The 14,121-nt window shown below is 62.4% G+C and carries 13 protein-coding genes and 1 tRNA gene; 6 read left to right on the forward strand and 8 right to left on the reverse strand.

Annotated elements, in window-relative coordinates:
* Positions 1-129: 129 nt before the first annotated feature.
* The 6 genes from BJP08_RS00260 to BJP08_RS00285 form a co-directional block, all read right to left on the reverse strand.
* Positions 130-203 (reverse strand) — tRNA-Arg (locus tag BJP08_RS00260).
* A gap of 51 nt (positions 204-254) precedes the next feature.
* Positions 255-1,922 (reverse strand): phospho-sugar mutase, encoded by a 1,668-nt coding sequence (locus tag BJP08_RS00265; RefSeq protein ID WP_071567634.1) that lies wholly within the window; start codon positions 1,920-1,922, stop codon positions 255-257.
* Positions 1,923-1,924: 2 nt separating this feature from the next.
* A complete protein-coding gene (gene deoC / locus BJP08_RS00270; RefSeq protein ID WP_071567635.1) occupies positions 1,925-2,575 on the reverse strand; it encodes a deoxyribose-phosphate aldolase in 651 nt (216 codons plus the stop codon).
* Between the two features lie 36 nt (positions 2,576-2,611).
* Complete coding sequence (locus BJP08_RS00275) at positions 2,612-3,976, reverse strand: MFS transporter (protein WP_071567636.1); 1,365 nt, start codon at positions 3,974-3,976, stop codon at positions 2,612-2,614.
* Between the two features lie 36 nt (positions 3,977-4,012).
* Positions 4,013-4,732: a purine-nucleoside phosphorylase gene (gene deoD / locus BJP08_RS00280; protein ID WP_071567637.1), complete on the reverse strand. Its 720-nt coding sequence runs from the start codon at positions 4,730-4,732 to the stop codon at positions 4,013-4,015.
* Positions 4,733-4,871: 139 nt separating this feature from the next.
* Positions 4,872-5,816, reverse strand: a complete 945-nt coding sequence (locus BJP08_RS00285; RefSeq protein ID WP_071567638.1) for a sugar-binding transcriptional regulator — start codon at positions 5,814-5,816, stop codon at positions 4,872-4,874.
* Between the two features lie 150 nt (positions 5,817-5,966).
* On the opposite strand from BJP08_RS00285, the gene BJP08_RS00290 reads away from it, so the two are divergent.
* The 5 genes from BJP08_RS00290 to BJP08_RS00310 all read left to right on the forward strand — a co-directional run bounded on the left by BJP08_RS00290 (position 5,967) and on the right by BJP08_RS00310 (position 11,646).
* Entirely contained in the window at positions 5,967-7,985 is a 2,019-nt protein-coding gene (locus tag BJP08_RS00290) for a cytochrome c oxidase assembly protein (protein ID WP_071567639.1), read from the forward strand.
* A 134-nt stretch (positions 7,986-8,119) separates the two neighbouring features.
* Positions 8,120-8,746: a single-stranded DNA-binding protein gene (locus BJP08_RS00295; protein WP_083428318.1), complete on the forward strand. Its 627-nt coding sequence runs from the start codon at positions 8,120-8,122 to the stop codon at positions 8,744-8,746.
* 104 nt (positions 8,747-8,850) lie between these two features.
* Positions 8,851-10,521 carry an energy-dependent translational throttle protein EttA gene (ettA, locus tag BJP08_RS00300; RefSeq protein ID WP_071567641.1) on the forward strand — a complete coding sequence of 557 codons (1,671 nt, stop codon included), beginning with the start codon at positions 8,851-8,853 and terminating at the stop codon, positions 10,519-10,521.
* Between the two features lie 24 nt (positions 10,522-10,545).
* The gene (locus BJP08_RS00305; RefSeq protein ID WP_071567642.1) at positions 10,546-10,998 is read left to right on the forward strand and encodes a thioesterase family protein; all 453 of its coding nucleotides are present in this window, start codon (positions 10,546-10,548) and stop codon (positions 10,996-10,998) included.
* Entirely contained in the window at positions 10,999-11,646 is a 648-nt protein-coding gene (locus BJP08_RS00310; RefSeq protein WP_071567643.1) for a hypothetical protein, read from the forward strand.
* On the opposite strand, the gene BJP08_RS00315 is transcribed toward BJP08_RS00310, so the two are convergent.
* The gene (locus BJP08_RS00315) at positions 11,635-12,057 is read right to left on the reverse strand and encodes a globin (RefSeq protein ID WP_071567644.1); all 423 of its coding nucleotides are present in this window, start codon (positions 12,055-12,057) and stop codon (positions 11,635-11,637) included. The genes BJP08_RS00310 and BJP08_RS00315 overlap by 12 nt on opposite strands.
* Positions 12,041-13,069, reverse strand: a complete 1,029-nt coding sequence (locus BJP08_RS00320) for a mechanosensitive ion channel family protein (protein ID WP_071567645.1) — start codon at positions 13,067-13,069, stop codon at positions 12,041-12,043. Before BJP08_RS00320 ends, BJP08_RS00315 begins: the two co-directional genes overlap by 17 nt.
* Before the next feature lie 335 nt (positions 13,070-13,404).
* On the opposite strand from BJP08_RS00320, the gene BJP08_RS11535 reads away from it, so the two are divergent.
* On the forward strand, positions 13,405-14,118 hold the full coding sequence (locus tag BJP08_RS11535; RefSeq protein WP_071567646.1) for a GntR family transcriptional regulator: 714 nt from the start codon (positions 13,405-13,407) through the stop codon (positions 14,116-14,118).
* Positions 14,119-14,121 lie beyond the last annotated feature (3 nt).

The raw sequence follows: 14,121 nt of genomic DNA on the forward strand, positions 1-14,121 counted from the left end.
CTGGCGAAAAGGCCAACCTCCACTGGCCTAAACACAAAACCGGTGCCTCGGAAAAATAAAAACCAAGGCACCGGTTTGTCCACCATGTCGCGACTGAGTTGTCAACTATGTCGCGACTGAGGACAATTGCGCCCCCAGCAGGATTCGAACCCGCGACACACCGGGTAGAAGCCGGTTGCTCTAATCCACTGAGCTATGGAGGCTGAGCTGGGCGTCGACAAATCGGCGCCCAAGCCTTCGATAGTATAGCGCAGTTAGATTCCGCACAGCGCGCGGGTGGCGTCGCTGATGGTGGCCAGGCGGGCATCGGCGGCGGCCCAGTCAGGCGCCTCTCCCGTTTCGACTGGCAGGACCACCTCGAGGTAGCACTTCAGCTTCGGCTCGGTGCCGCTCGGGCGGATGACAACGCGGTCGTTGTCCGCGGTGCGGATCAGGATGCCGTTGGTGCCTGGGGTGGCGCCATAGCCGTTGCTCAGGTCGACGTACTCGACCACCTCTGAGCCAGCGAGCTCGGTCGGTGTGTGCGCGCGGAGGCGCTCCATGGCGTCGCTGATGATGGAGAGGTCTTCGACGCGGAAGGTCAGCGGCTGGGTACGGTACAGGCCGTACTTGTTGGCCAGGGCGTCGAACTGCTCGAGCACACTCATGTTGCGGGCCTTGAGCTGCGCTACGATCGAGCCGACAATCACCGCGGCGGACATGCCGTCCTTGTCGCGGGCGTGCGCCGGGTCGACGCAGTAGCCGATCGCCTCTTCGTAGCCGAACACAAGCTGCGGGGTGCGTCCGATCCACTTGAACCCGGTGAGCGTCGTTGCGTGCTCGAGCCCGTGCGCTGCCGCGATTTTGCCGAGCAGCCTGCCCGAAACAATCGAGCACGCCGTCGAACCGCCCTGCGCGCGCGACGCCATGTACTCGCCGATCAGTGCTCCGGTCTCGTCGCCGGAGAGTTTCACCCAGCCGTTGCCCAGCGGGGTGCCCGCGCTTGGGGTGGTGCGCGCCGGGACGGCGACTGCGCAGCGGTCGGCGTCGGGGTCGAGGGCGATGATGACGTCCGCGTTGACCTCGTTCGCCTTCTCGACTGCGAGGTCGAGGGCACCGTCCTCCTCCGGGTTGGGGAAGGCAACGGTGGGGAAGTCAGGATCAGGCTTCCACTGCTTCTCGACGCCCACTACGTCCCCAAAGCCCGCAGCCTCCAGGGTGGTGCGTGCGAGTTCGCCACCGACGCCGTGCATTGGTGTGAGCACGATCGTGATCGGTGGGGTGCCGTCGAGGTCGCTAAGCGCGCTGGTGGCGGCGACGTAGTCCTCGCGGGTGTCCACCTGCTCGATGTTTGTGTCGAGCGGGAGGTCCGTCGCGCCAGGTGCGGCGGCGATGCAGGCGGCGATCTCGGCGTCGGCAGGTGAGATGATCTGGCAGCCGGCGGCGTTGTCTGCGTCGACGACGCGCCCGCCGAGGTAGACCTTGTAGCCGTTGTCCCACTTCGGGTTGTGGGAGGCGGTGACCATGATGCCGGCGTCGGCGTTGAGTGCGCGCACGCTGAAAGAGGTCAGCGGGGTCGGCTGGGCCAGCGGCAACAGCATCGCGTGCCCACCCGCGCCGGCGACGACCTCAGCTGCGGCCTGCGCGAACTTGGCGGAGCCGTGGCGGGCGTCGCACCCAATGACCACGCGAGGGGTGTCTACCTGCTGCTTGAGCCATTCCATGAGCCCGGCGGTGGCGCGCATGACCACGGCCTGGTTCATGCGGGACTCGCCGAAGCCGATCTCGCCGCGCAGCCCGGCGGTGCCGAACTGGAGCGGGCCTGCGAAGGCTTTTGCAAGCTCGGCCTCGTCGTCGAGGACGGCGGTTAACGCCTCGCGGGTGGCGGGATCGGGATCTTGCACGATCCAAGCCTCGGCCTGTGCACGAAGATCAGTAGCCATTGTTAGTTCCACCCCTCCAGCACCGCTGCGGAGCTGGACAGGCCCAGGCGGGACGCGCCAGCCTCAATCATTTCCTTCGCGGTGGCGGCGTCGCGGATGCCACCGGAAGCCTTCACACCGAGCTTGTCGCCGACGGTTTCGCGCATCAGCTTTACAGCGTGCGCGGAAGCGCCACCAGCTGGGTGGAAGCCCGTCGAGGTCTTCACGAAGTCGGCACCGGCCTCCATGGAAGCCTTGCACGCTGCGACGATCTCGTCGTCGGTGAGGACGGCGGACTCGATGATGACCTTGAGCAGCTTGTCGCCGCACGCCTTCTTTACTGCGGCGATGTCGTCGCGTACGACGTCCCACTTGCCTTCCTTGGCGGCACCCAGGTCGATGACCATATCTACTTCATTCGCGCCATTTGCGACGCTGTGCGCGGCGTCGGCTGCCTTTGCCGCGGTTGGGACTGCGCCGGACGGGAATCCGCACACCACTGCGACCTTCAGGTCAGCTGGGGTCTCGATGGGCAGCATGGATGGGGAGACGCAGACGGAGTACGTGCCGAGGTGCGAAGCTTCGTCGATAAGCTTGGCGACGTCCTCGTGGGTGGCCTCCGGCTTGAGCAGCGTGTGGTCGATCATCTGGGCGACATTTTGGCGAGTAAGCATGTTGAAAAACTCCTTGAGTTGTAGAAAGTGTGCAGGTTAAGCCGGTTGCTTCATGCGCGCAGTGAGCGCTGCATAGAGCGCGGTGCCGGCGACTGCGATGATGGCCAGGATGAGCATGACGGTGGGGTAGCTGCCCGAGTTTTGTGGCAGGAAGCCTGGCACCCCAAGGCCGAGATCCACCAGCTTCGCGCTGTACGCGATGCCGAGCGGGACGGCGACGTTGATTGTGAGGTTGTAGAAACCGATTGCGATACCCGACTTCGCAGCGGGGATATTGCCGATTGCCGTCGCGACCAGTGGCGCGTACAGCAGGGCGAAACCGCAGGCGAAGAGCAGGGAGGAAAGCATGAAGACCCACGGGCTGGCTTCCATCCCGACTGCGAGGAGCAGCAACGCGATGGTGATGGAGGCGAGTGCGGTGAAGATCGCGGGGCGCGTCGGCAAGAACTTGCCGATCTTGCCTGAGAGCGCGCCGACGATGACGGCGCCGGTGTAGCCCGGGATGAGCAGCAGGGAGGCGTCGTCAGCGCTGAGCCCGTGGACGGCCTTCGCCATTGCGGGGAAGAGCACCAGGTAGCCGAGCTGCACCGAGTAGACAATCGCGACGAGCACGATGGCGGTGACGTAGGCGCGGTTCTGGAAGAACTCCGGGTTGACCAGCGGGCGCTTGCCCTTCTTCACGTGGGCGATGAATGCGACCAGCGCGAGAACCAGCGGGATGAGCCACAGTACCTGGAAGGCCTGCATGAACATGATGGCGCTGGTCGCGAGCACGGCGATGAGGAACAAGCCCAGCCAGTCGACATGGCCCGACTCCAGGGAGGCCTCCTCCGGGACCGTCTTCATGATGACGGGGACGGCGAAGATCAGGATGAGCGGGATGAGGAACATCGCGGTCCACGAGATATGGGTGGCGATGTAGCCCGAGGTCAGCGCGCCGAAGAGCGTCGCGCCCTGGAAAGCAGACGTGGAAAAGCCCAGGTAGGTCTTCTGATCCTTCTCGCTGAGGTGTTTGGTCACGTAGATGACGTAGAGCGTCTCCGCCGCAGCGAGGCCGGTGGTCTGCACCACGCGGCCGGCCAGGACCAGCCCCCACACGTTCTGACCCAGGTAGCCGATGACCGAGCCGACCAGCGTCAGCGTGATACCGACCATCAGTAGCTTGCGGATACTCACCACGTCAGCCAATGCCGCGTACACCACCGCGCCGATGCCGATGATCACGCCCGCGAGCGAGGCCTGCAAGCTGACCTCATTGAGGGAAAGGTTGAGCGCCTCACCCATCGAGTCGGTCATGAACTTGAAACCGTTATCGATGATCAGCGAGAACACGAAGGTAAACAGGATGATCGGCACGGCCCGCTTCGGGCTGAGCGCCTTTTGAACTGTTTGAGATGTCATGGTGAGTTCCTTCAAACGTGTGGGGACGGGTTGGGGTTAGACGGCGGCCAGTGGAAGCGCCAGCTCCATCATCTGGGTAAACGCGCTCTGGCGCTGCTCGGCGGTGGCCTTCTCGCCGGAGCCGATGACGTCGGACACGGTGAAGATGCCCATCGCGTCAACGCCTGCCTCGGCGGCGACGGCGTAGAGGCCGGCGGATTCCATCTCGACGCCGAGCACGCCCATCTTGGCCCAGCGGTCGTTGATGTCGTCCTTGAAGTTGTAGAAGACGTCGGAGGACAAGATGTTGCCCACATGGATGTCGACGCCCTGCTTCTGCGACTCCTTGTAGGTTGCCTCGAGGAGCTTCCAGGACGCGGTTGGGGCGTAGGTGCCAGGCAGGTCGTACTGCTCGATGAAGTGCGAGTCCGTGGATGCGGAGGAGGCGACGATGATGTCGAAAAGCTTCATGTCCGGCTGGAAGCATGCGCAGGAACCGACGCGGATGAGCTTCTTCGCGCCGAAGAAGTGAATGAGCTCGTAGGCGTAAAGGCTGATGGATGGAATGCCCATGCCGGAGCCCATCACGGAAACTTCGTGGCCTTGGTAGGTGCCGGTGTAGCCGAGCATGTTGCGCACAGCGTTGAACTGGACTGGGTTTTCCAGGTAGGTCTCTGCGATGAACTTCGCGCGCAGTGGGTCGCCCGGCATGAGGACGGTTTCGGCGATAGGTCCGGTTGGGACGATGTGCGGTGTGGAGACGGTCGGGGTGGACATGTGCAACTCCTTTTTTTGGTAGCTGGTTGACCTTTCGTTGTCCACTCTAAGACCGTTAGGAACATATGGCAATAGCGGAGTTTGCAAATGTTCTGATTGGGGGTGTAATCCACCCCGGATGGGGGAGAAGGGGCGTCAATTAGCGGGTCTTCGCGATCTCCAGTACCCGAACCGCCGTCGGCTGATCAATCACCAGATCACTTGCCAGCCCCATCCACAGTGCCGTCTCGATCGCTTCGGCCTTGTATAAACCCCCAGCTACCAGCACTCGACGCGGCCTTGCCCGCAGCTCGTCGAGCTCAATGCCCACCGTCAGATCATCAATTCGTTTCGACGCCACATCCCCCTCCCGCGTGTAGAACCGCGAACAAGCGTCACCCACCGCAACGCCGAGCAGCTCCCGTGACATCTCCTCAGAGAGGTACCCCAAATTCATCAGGAGGCTCTGCTTCCGCACGGAGCCCACCGTGAACACCGCCACGTCCGTCTCCCGCCCCTGCTGCAGCACGTCCGCGATATGGGAATCCTGCTCCACGATCTCCTTAGTCTCCACCCGCTCAAAAATGACAGGTAGTGGGAGCGTCAACGCGGGCGCGTTCAAAGCGGTGCAGAAACCGGTGATCGTCTCAAAGTCGTTCGTCGCCAGGTTGGAGCGCGACGACCCACCTTTCAACTGCACGATCTGGCGGGCCCGCATGTTCGTCGGCCGCAGGTTCCGCGCAATGTTGAGCAGCGTCTTCCCCCAGGACACACCCACCGAAAGGCCATCCAGCGGCATCGACTCCAGGTAGCGCGCACCAGCCACCCCAAGGTCGTCCATAATCTCAGAGGAAGTGTTCGCCGGGTGCACAATCCGCACACCCTCCAGCGCGTACCGGGAAGTGAGATCCTCGATCAGGATCTCGTCTGCCTCTTGTGGGTCGTGTACTTCGATGGTGACGTAGCCGCGGTCCTTCGCGTGCTGCAGAAGCTTCGCCACCGTAGGACGGGAGCAACCCATCTCTGCAGCGACCTCCGCCTGACTCAGATCCGAGCGGTAATACAACTTGGCAGCCGTCAGCGCATCCCGATCACGTGTGTCCATGCACTACAGCGTAGCGCCTAGGGGTGTTGCCCTCGGCAGTGTGACAGTATCTTGGCTACGCCCAAGCGAAAGGGAGAACCATGAGCGCGGCGGAGAAGTGGGCGTCGAAAAACTTGGGAACATGCAGATTGCAAACGTAGGGTAGTGAGCATGTCAAATGCGCAGGTTGCCTCAAAGTCGGCGGTGAAAGCGGCGTTTCCACTGTATCTTGCGGCGGCACTCGTCGCGGCGCTCATCGCTGGGGTGATTTCGGAGATGTTCGCGGGAGCCTCGCTCGCGGCGTTGGGGATCCCGGATCCGGGGGCGTTGACGACGTTCGGCCTGCCGGCCCTACGCGGCGCGGCATGGGTGCTGGCCGCGCTGGCAGCTGGGTCCTTTCTCTTCTCTGCGTGGTTGCTGCCGCCGAAGCAGACGGGCCCTGACCTCAACGGCGCGCGCCTGACCGTCGACGGGGTGATTGCGTCGCGGACGGGGGCGGCGTCGTCGGCGGGGTTGGCGCTGATCGGTGTGGTGATGGTGCCGCTGGTGCTTTCCGACGTCTCGGGCCAGCCGCTGAGCACCGTGATGTTTGAGGTCGACGCCTGGGCCTTGGCGCTGGACAAGGTTGCTGACGCCCGCGTCTGGCTGATTGTCGCTGCGATTGCGGCGTGTGTGTCCGTGGCGGGGTATCGGGTGTCCTGCTGGTGGTCGCAGGTGGCGTTGTTCATCGGGTCGCTGCTTGCGATTATGCCGCTGGCGCTGACTGGCCACTCGGCGACCGGTGGAGATCACGACTTCGGTACGAACTCCTTCATCTGGCACCTGGTGTTCCTGCTGGTGTGGGTTGGCGCTCTGATGGCGCTGGTGGCGCACGGTTTCAGGTTGGGGCCGAACTTAGCCCCGGCAGTGCGCAGATACTCGCGCATCGCGCTGTTCGCGTTCGTGGCGATGGCCGTGTCGGGCGTGATTAATGGTGCGATCCGCGTGCACTTGGACGACATCACTCGCTACGCCTACGGCTGGGTGCTGGTGGGCAAGCTGGTCGGCATCCTGGTGCTTGGCTTTATGGGGTATGCGCACCGCGAGCGGACGATTCCGGCGCTTGAGGCGGAGGGGCCGTCGCAACGCAGGGCGTTCGTGCGGCTCGGCGCGGTGGAAGTGCTGGTGATGGCTGCTGTGACTGGCCTTGCGGTGACGCTCGGGCGCACTCCGCCGCCACCACCGCGGGACCCGAACCTCACCCCGATGCAGATCCAGATGGGCTACAACCTCGAGGACCCACTGACCTGGTCGAACTGGGTGGGGCTGTGGCGCTTCGAGCTGCTCTACAGCGTGATCGCGATCCTGCTGGCGGTCTACTACCTGCACCTGACGCGCCGGGTGAGCGGGTGGTCCAAGGGGCGCACGGCGTGGTGGCTGCTGGGTTGCGCGACTGTCGTAGTCACGATGTGCTCCGGCATTGGGCTGCACATGCCGGCGTCCTACTCGGCGCACATGACGGTCCACATGATTCTGTCGATGGGTGTGCCGGTGTTTCTCGTGTTGGGCGCGCCACTTTCGCTCATTATCGACGCCTACCCGTCCGGGGAGTTCAACCCCCGGCTGTGGGCTGAGTCCTTCCAGCGCAGTAAGTTCCTGCGTATCGTGACGTACCCGCCGGTGTCCGCGGTGCAGTTCCTAGTGTTCTTCTACGTCATGTACGTGTTCACTGATCTCTACGAGCTGATGATTTCGGAGCACGCGGGCCACGTCATCATGAACGCGGTGTTCCTGGTGTCGGGCTACTTCTACTTCTGGGAGCTCATCGGCCCGGACTATATCGAGGGGCGCGTGACGGCGAAGACGCGCCTGCTGTGGCTGTGGATCTCCATGCCGGTGCACCTGTTCATGGGCGTGTACCTCATGCAGCTCAACACCGTGATGGGCGAAGAGTTCTACCGTTCGCTGCTCCTGCCGTGGGACCCGGATCTGCTCGCGGACCAAAAGGTGGGCGGCGGTATCGCGTGGGCGTCAGGTTCGTTCCCGCTGGTCATCGTGTTCGGTGTGCTGTTCATCCTATGGTGGCGCGAGGATCGCGAAGAAACCGCAGAGGTCGACCGCATCGCGGACGAGACTGACGACGCCGAGTGGCGCGCCTACAACGAAATGCTCGCACAGTACACGTCGGATACCCCGCAGCACAAGGGCTAGCCGAAGATCTGTTGAGAACTGTGGAATTCCAAAAATCAATCCACAGGCTGCGGGACCGCACCCTTTCTTTTCCGTTTCTGCACTGGAAAGCTCCAAGTTGTACCAGTTCAGCAAACATTTGAAAGGACACAACAATGAGCCAGATGAACGTCACCGTATGCGGAAACTTGACGGCATCACCGTACTTTAAGTGGTTCCCGGCGTCGGGAAACTCGGTGTGCAAGATGCGCATCGCGTCATCCCGCAGGCGGCGCACGGGCGAGCAGGACAATCAGGGCCGTGACATTTGGGAGGACACGGACCAGCTCTACATCGACGTCGAGTGTTGGAACCAGCTCGCCATCAACGCGCGCACCTCGCTGTTCCGCGGTGCGCCGGTGATGGTTTCCGGCCGGTTGGTTACGGAGACCTGGGTGGAAACCAACGACGCGGGGGAGAAACTTAACAGGTACCGCACTGTACTGAAGGCGGATAAGGTCGCGTTTGAGCTCGGCATGCACCAGATTTCCTCCTGGAAGATCACCGAGACCGGCCACACGCTCGAGGGCCAGCCTGCGGTAAAGATCAAGACGGCGGTCGACTTCATGACGGAGGAGGAGCGCGAGTTCTACTTCGAGCAAATGAAGATGCAGGCGTCGGCGTCGTCATCGGACTCTGGGTCAGCCACCGACCCACAACCGCAGTCGCCTGAGCTCGAGCCCGTTGCGGTAGGTGCGGGCGTTGGCAGCGCTGAAAGTGACGGCGGACCCGCCCCCTTTTAGCGCTCCGATGGTGCCACCGCTTGGCGCCGGGAAGCGCACGTTCGCCTTTCGCTGATGTACCCTGTGAAACGATGTATGTCCGCTTCAGTTAAAGGGGTTTTTACGTGGCTGAGTTCATCTACACGATGAAAAACGTTCGCAGGGCCATCGGTGACAAAGTCATTTTGGACAATGTCACCATGGCCTTTTATCCCGGCGCCAAGATTGGTGTCGTTGGGCCAAACGGCGCGGGTAAGTCCTCGCTGCTCAAGATCATGGCGGGGATTGACCAGCCAAACAACGGCGAAGCATTCCTGGATCCTGGCGCAACGGTTGGCATCCTCCTGCAGGAGCCGCCGCTGAACGAGGAGAAGACTGTTCGCGAGAACGTCGAAGAGGGCCTCGGCGACATCTTCGAGAAGAAGCAGCGCTTCGAAGAAATCGCCGAAGAGATGGCGACGAACTACACCGACGAGCTCATGGAAGAAATGGGCAAGCTCCAGGAGGAGCTCGACGCCGCCGACGCCTGGGAGGTCGACTCCAAGATTGAGCAGGCGATGGAAGCGCTGCGCTGCCCACCATCCGACAGCCCGGTGACCAAGCTTTCCGGTGGTGAGCGTCGTCGCGTCGCGCTGGCGAAGCTGCTGCTGTCCGAGCCGGACCTGCTGCTGCTCGACGAGCCGACGAACCACCTCGACGCCGAGTCCGTTCTGTGGCTGGAGAAGCACCTGCAGAACTACCCGGGCGCCGTCCTGGCAATTACCCACGACCGCTACTTCCTGGACAACGTTGCCGAGTGGATCTGTGAGGTCGACCGAGGCAAGCTCTACCCATACGAGGGCAACTACTCCACCTACCTGGAGAAGAAGGCCGAGCGCCTCGAGGTTGCTGGCAAGAAGGACCAGAAGCTGCAGAAGCGCCTGAAGAACGAGCTCGAGTGGGTGCGTTCCTCGCCGAAGGCACGCCAGGCAAAGAACAAGGCGCGTCTGGAGCGCTACGAAGAAATGGCTGCCGAGGCAGAGCAGTACAAGAAGCTGGACTTCGAAGAAATCCAGATCCCGACACCTCCACGCCTGGGCAATAAGGTGGTCGAGGTCGAGCACCTGGACAAGGGCTTCGACGGCCGCGTCCTGATCAAGGACCTGTCCTTCACGCTGCCGCGCAACGGCATCGTGGGCGTCATCGGCCCGAATGGTGTGGGTAAGTCCACCCTGTTCAAGACCATCGTTGGGCTGGAAGAGCCAGACGCTGGCACCGTCGTGGTCGGTGACACCGTGAAGCTGTCGTACGTCGACCAGAATCGCGAAAACATCGACCCGGAAAAGACGGTGTGGGAAGTCGTGTCTGACGGGCTCGACTACATCGTGGTCGGCCAGAACGAAATGCCGTCGCGCGCCTACCTCTCCGCGTTCGGATTCAAGGGTGCTGACCAGCAGAAGCCGTCCAAGGTGCTCTCCGGTGGTGAGCGCAACCGCCTGAACCTGGCACTGACGCTGAAGCAGGGCGGCAACCTGATCCTGCTCGACGAGCCGACCAACGACCTGGACGTCGAAACCCTCGGCTCGCTGGAAAACGCGCTGCAGAAGTTCCCAGGCTGCGCCGTCGTGATTTCGCACGACCGCTGGTTCCTGGACCGCACCTGTACCCACATCCTCGCCTGGGAAGGCAACGTCGAGGAAGGCAAGTGGTACTGGTTCGAGGGTAACTTCGGCGACTACGAGAAGAACAAGGTTGAGCGCCTTGGTGAGGAAGCAGCGAAGCCGTCGCGCGTCACCCACCGCAAGCTCAGCCGCTAATAGCGGAAAAGGTAGGAATTGGCTATGTCGGAACAGGATGTGCGCGGCAGGATTCACACGCACGCCATCTCACTGCGGTGGAACGATTTTGACCGGTACGGCCATGTGACAAACTCGGCCTACATCGAGATCGCGCAGCAAGCGCGCCTCGCGTTTGCCCAGGAGTTTTTCGAGACTCAGGGGCACGAGTTTGTAGTGTTCGTTCGGCGCATCGAAGCGGACTACGTTCGCCCGGTGCTGCCGAACACACAGGTGGTGACCGTAGATACGCAGGTGATCCACCTCGGCAACACGTCGTTTACGACGCGTCAGGAAATCAAGGACGCGCAGGGCAGCGTCTGTTGCGTGATTGATTGTGTACAGGTCACCGTGGATAAGCGGACGGCGAGCCCGCGAGCAATCACCTCGCAGGAGCTCGGCATCCTTGCCCGCGCCTACACAACGCTTGACGGCGACGACGAGATCGGGCAGGCGTAGTTGTCTACCACCGAAACGCTTGTCGTTCAGCAGGGGGAGCGCGGCCTGCGCGCCCTGCTGCAGCGCGCCCTCGGCCTCCAGGACGACGCCTACGCACGATTCCAACGAGTCGGGGAGCACGACGTCGACGTCTTCGTCACCACCCCGTTCGATTGCGTCGCCTCGCGCCGGGTCCGGGGCACCGTCTCCCGCGACGGCACGGTGGTGCCCGCGCGTCGGGTGCTCGAGGCACTCGATACGCTGCCGGGCGAGCCAGGGGAGCTTGGTGTGTCGCAGGATCAGAACTGGCCGGGGGCGTTGCCGCCCGTGGAGGGGTTCACGCTGCGCGAAGAGGTACCGATAGCTACCGCGCGACAGCTCGCTGACGAAGGACGCAACCTTGCGCGCCAGTTTGCGGGCCCGCTCGGCCCGCCGGTCTCACTACTGGACGGCGTTGTCATCACCGTCGACGCAGATGAGCGGGGCCCGAAACTCGAAATCCCCATGCGCGCAGTGTTTACCTGCACCTCGCTCGCGCTCATTCCGGGGTTCGAAGCCCCGGTCGAGGTGCCTCGCTACCTGCGGATTTCAAGCGCAGGCCGGTGGGTGCGTATCGACGCCCCCTTCGGCACCGTCTACCACAGCAAGTCGCTGAGCCTATTCGTATGATCGCGGGCCTTGGTTGATCATCATGTACGCGACCCGCTGCATGTGATTCCACAGGGCATCGCGGTATGGCTGGGCCAGGGCGGCGTCGTCAAATTCGGCGACGGCCTTGCCCATCAGCTCGAGCCAGCGGTCCGCCTCAGCCTCCCCGATTGCGAACGAGAAGTGGCGGCGGCGCAGCATCGGGTTGCCGCGGCGCTCCTGATAAGTGCGTGGCCCGCCCCAGTACTGGGTGAGGAACCAGCGCAGGCGCGATTCGGCACCTTCCCAGTCGTCCTCGGGGTACATGGGGCCGATGAGGTCGTCTTCCCTCACCTGGGCGTAGAAGCGGTGCACGAGTGTGTGAAAGAACTCGTCGCCACCGACGGCCTCGTAGAGCGTGTGTTGCGCTTCACTCTTATTGCTGATCTGCATCGGTGTTCTCGCCTCCGGGGGTGTGGTCCAGGTGTCGGATGTAGGTCGGCTCCGTGCCAGGTAGCGGCACACCGTGTGTGTGGAGCGCCTCGAGGATAACCGCAGTCATAAAACGGGAGACGCCCCACTGCTCACCGGGCAGCGTATTGACCATCACGCGCAGCGTTGCGCACTCCGGGTCGAACTTGGAAATGCCAAGCATCGTTGCCTCGCCGACGAGCTTGTCTGCGATCTCAGGGCGCGTGACCGCATCCTGCATTGCGGCCTCGACGACGCTGGCCGCCTGCTCCGGGTCTGCCTGGATGGAAACCGGGATCTCGAGTCGGGCAACGGAGTAGACGTCACTCTGGTTGCCGAGCAAGTCAATATCGCCGTTTCGGACGTACCACAGTGTGCCGTCAATATCTCGCACGGTGGTGATGCGCATCGTGACGTGTTCGACGGTGCCCTCGATATCGTTGACGGCAATCACGTCACCAACCCCGTACTGGTTTTCCAGCAGCATGAAGATGCCACTGAGAAAGTCCTTCACAAGGGACTGCGCACCGAAGCCGAGGGCGACGCCCACAACGCCGGCAGAGGCCACGAGCGGTGCGACGTTGACCCCGATCTGGTCAAGCACCGCAAGGACGGCCCACACCCAGATGACAATGGCTGCCGCAGAGCGCCCCACATTCGCCAGTGTGAGGATGCGCTGCTGGCGGCGTTGTTCCTGGGAGCGGGAGTGGGCAGTGTCTGGCTTTGCAGCGCCGACGCGGCGGCGCAAAGGTAAGGCACCTCCCGGGGAGTTGATGGCATTGTTTGCTGCCTTCGTGATGATCCTGCGCACCACGAGGTGCAGCACGAGCGCGATGATGAGGATGAGGAGGATCCAGAGGGGGCGCGTGACAAAGATGTCCCGCGTGGTGGGGTCGTTCCACCAGGAGGTGACGGAGTCAACGGCTTCGTCGACATCGGGAACGCTTACGGATCTGGCTGAGGCTGACAGAGAAAATTGCGTGAGAGAAAACATCGCGCACGAGTCTACGCGCTCTCTTGGAGAGCTCGCAGGTCGCTCTACTTACCGCAAACGGGGGTATCTTGCCGAGCTTGGATGATGTTGTATTTAGGGTTGGAGATTCCTGAATTCAGCACGGTGAGGGGGTTCAACTGAAAGTAGGAGATGTTGATTTGTGTACACGTTCAGTTCAGCGCTTGCTGCTCAAATTTATTGTTAAGTACTTTTATGGTCCAATGAACTATATTAAAAAGAACTAAGATTTCGGTGTTGGACCTTATCGTGTGGCGCCAGGCATTTTGGGCGGAAGACGGTGTACCTAAGGGCGACCGCAAAAAGAGGAGGAATTTATGGCGAAAAAGCCAGCGTATGTAGCGATTGCTGATGCTCTGCGGAGCCAGATCGAATCGCGCGAGCTCGAACCCGGCGACAAGCTACCGCCAGAACGCGAACTTGTAGACATGTACGGGGTGGCACGCATGACCGTGCGCCATGCACTGGACCTATTGCAGCTCGAAGGAATTATTGAGCGTAAGCGTGGCCGCACCGGTGGCACATTCGTTCGCGCGCTGCCTCCGATCATCGACTTGACGGGCAAGGTATCGCTGACGGAGCAGCTTATCGCGCATGGTCTGGACGTCTCTTCCGAACTGATTTCGGAGACCGCTGCGCCCGCACCGCAGATCGTCGTCTCTGCATTCGGCGTAGACTCCCGCGATAAGTTGCTCACCAGCGAGCTCGTTCACTTTGCCAACGGTAACCCGGTGTTCGCTGAAACCACGTACGTTCGCCCCGGTTATGAGTCCAAGTACAGCCGTAGCTCCGACGACTACGCACGTGGCCAGCGTACCGACCTGGGTGGCGTGACTCCTCACCTGCGCCGCGAGGACATCCTGTTCCCGGCCAACCCGACCGATAAGGAGCGCGAGAGCCTCTCCTTGGCGGCGAACACCCCGGTGCACCGCATCACGCGCAAGCTCTTTGAGGGTGACACGCTGGTCATGTTCGCCTCTATCGTGGCTCGCACGGATGCGGCGCAGATCCGCATCGTCGAGGAGCTCTAGCCT

The organism is Corynebacterium sp. NML140438, from assembly GCF_001875725.1.
GTDB lineage: Bacteria > Actinomycetota > Actinomycetes > Mycobacteriales > Mycobacteriaceae > Corynebacterium.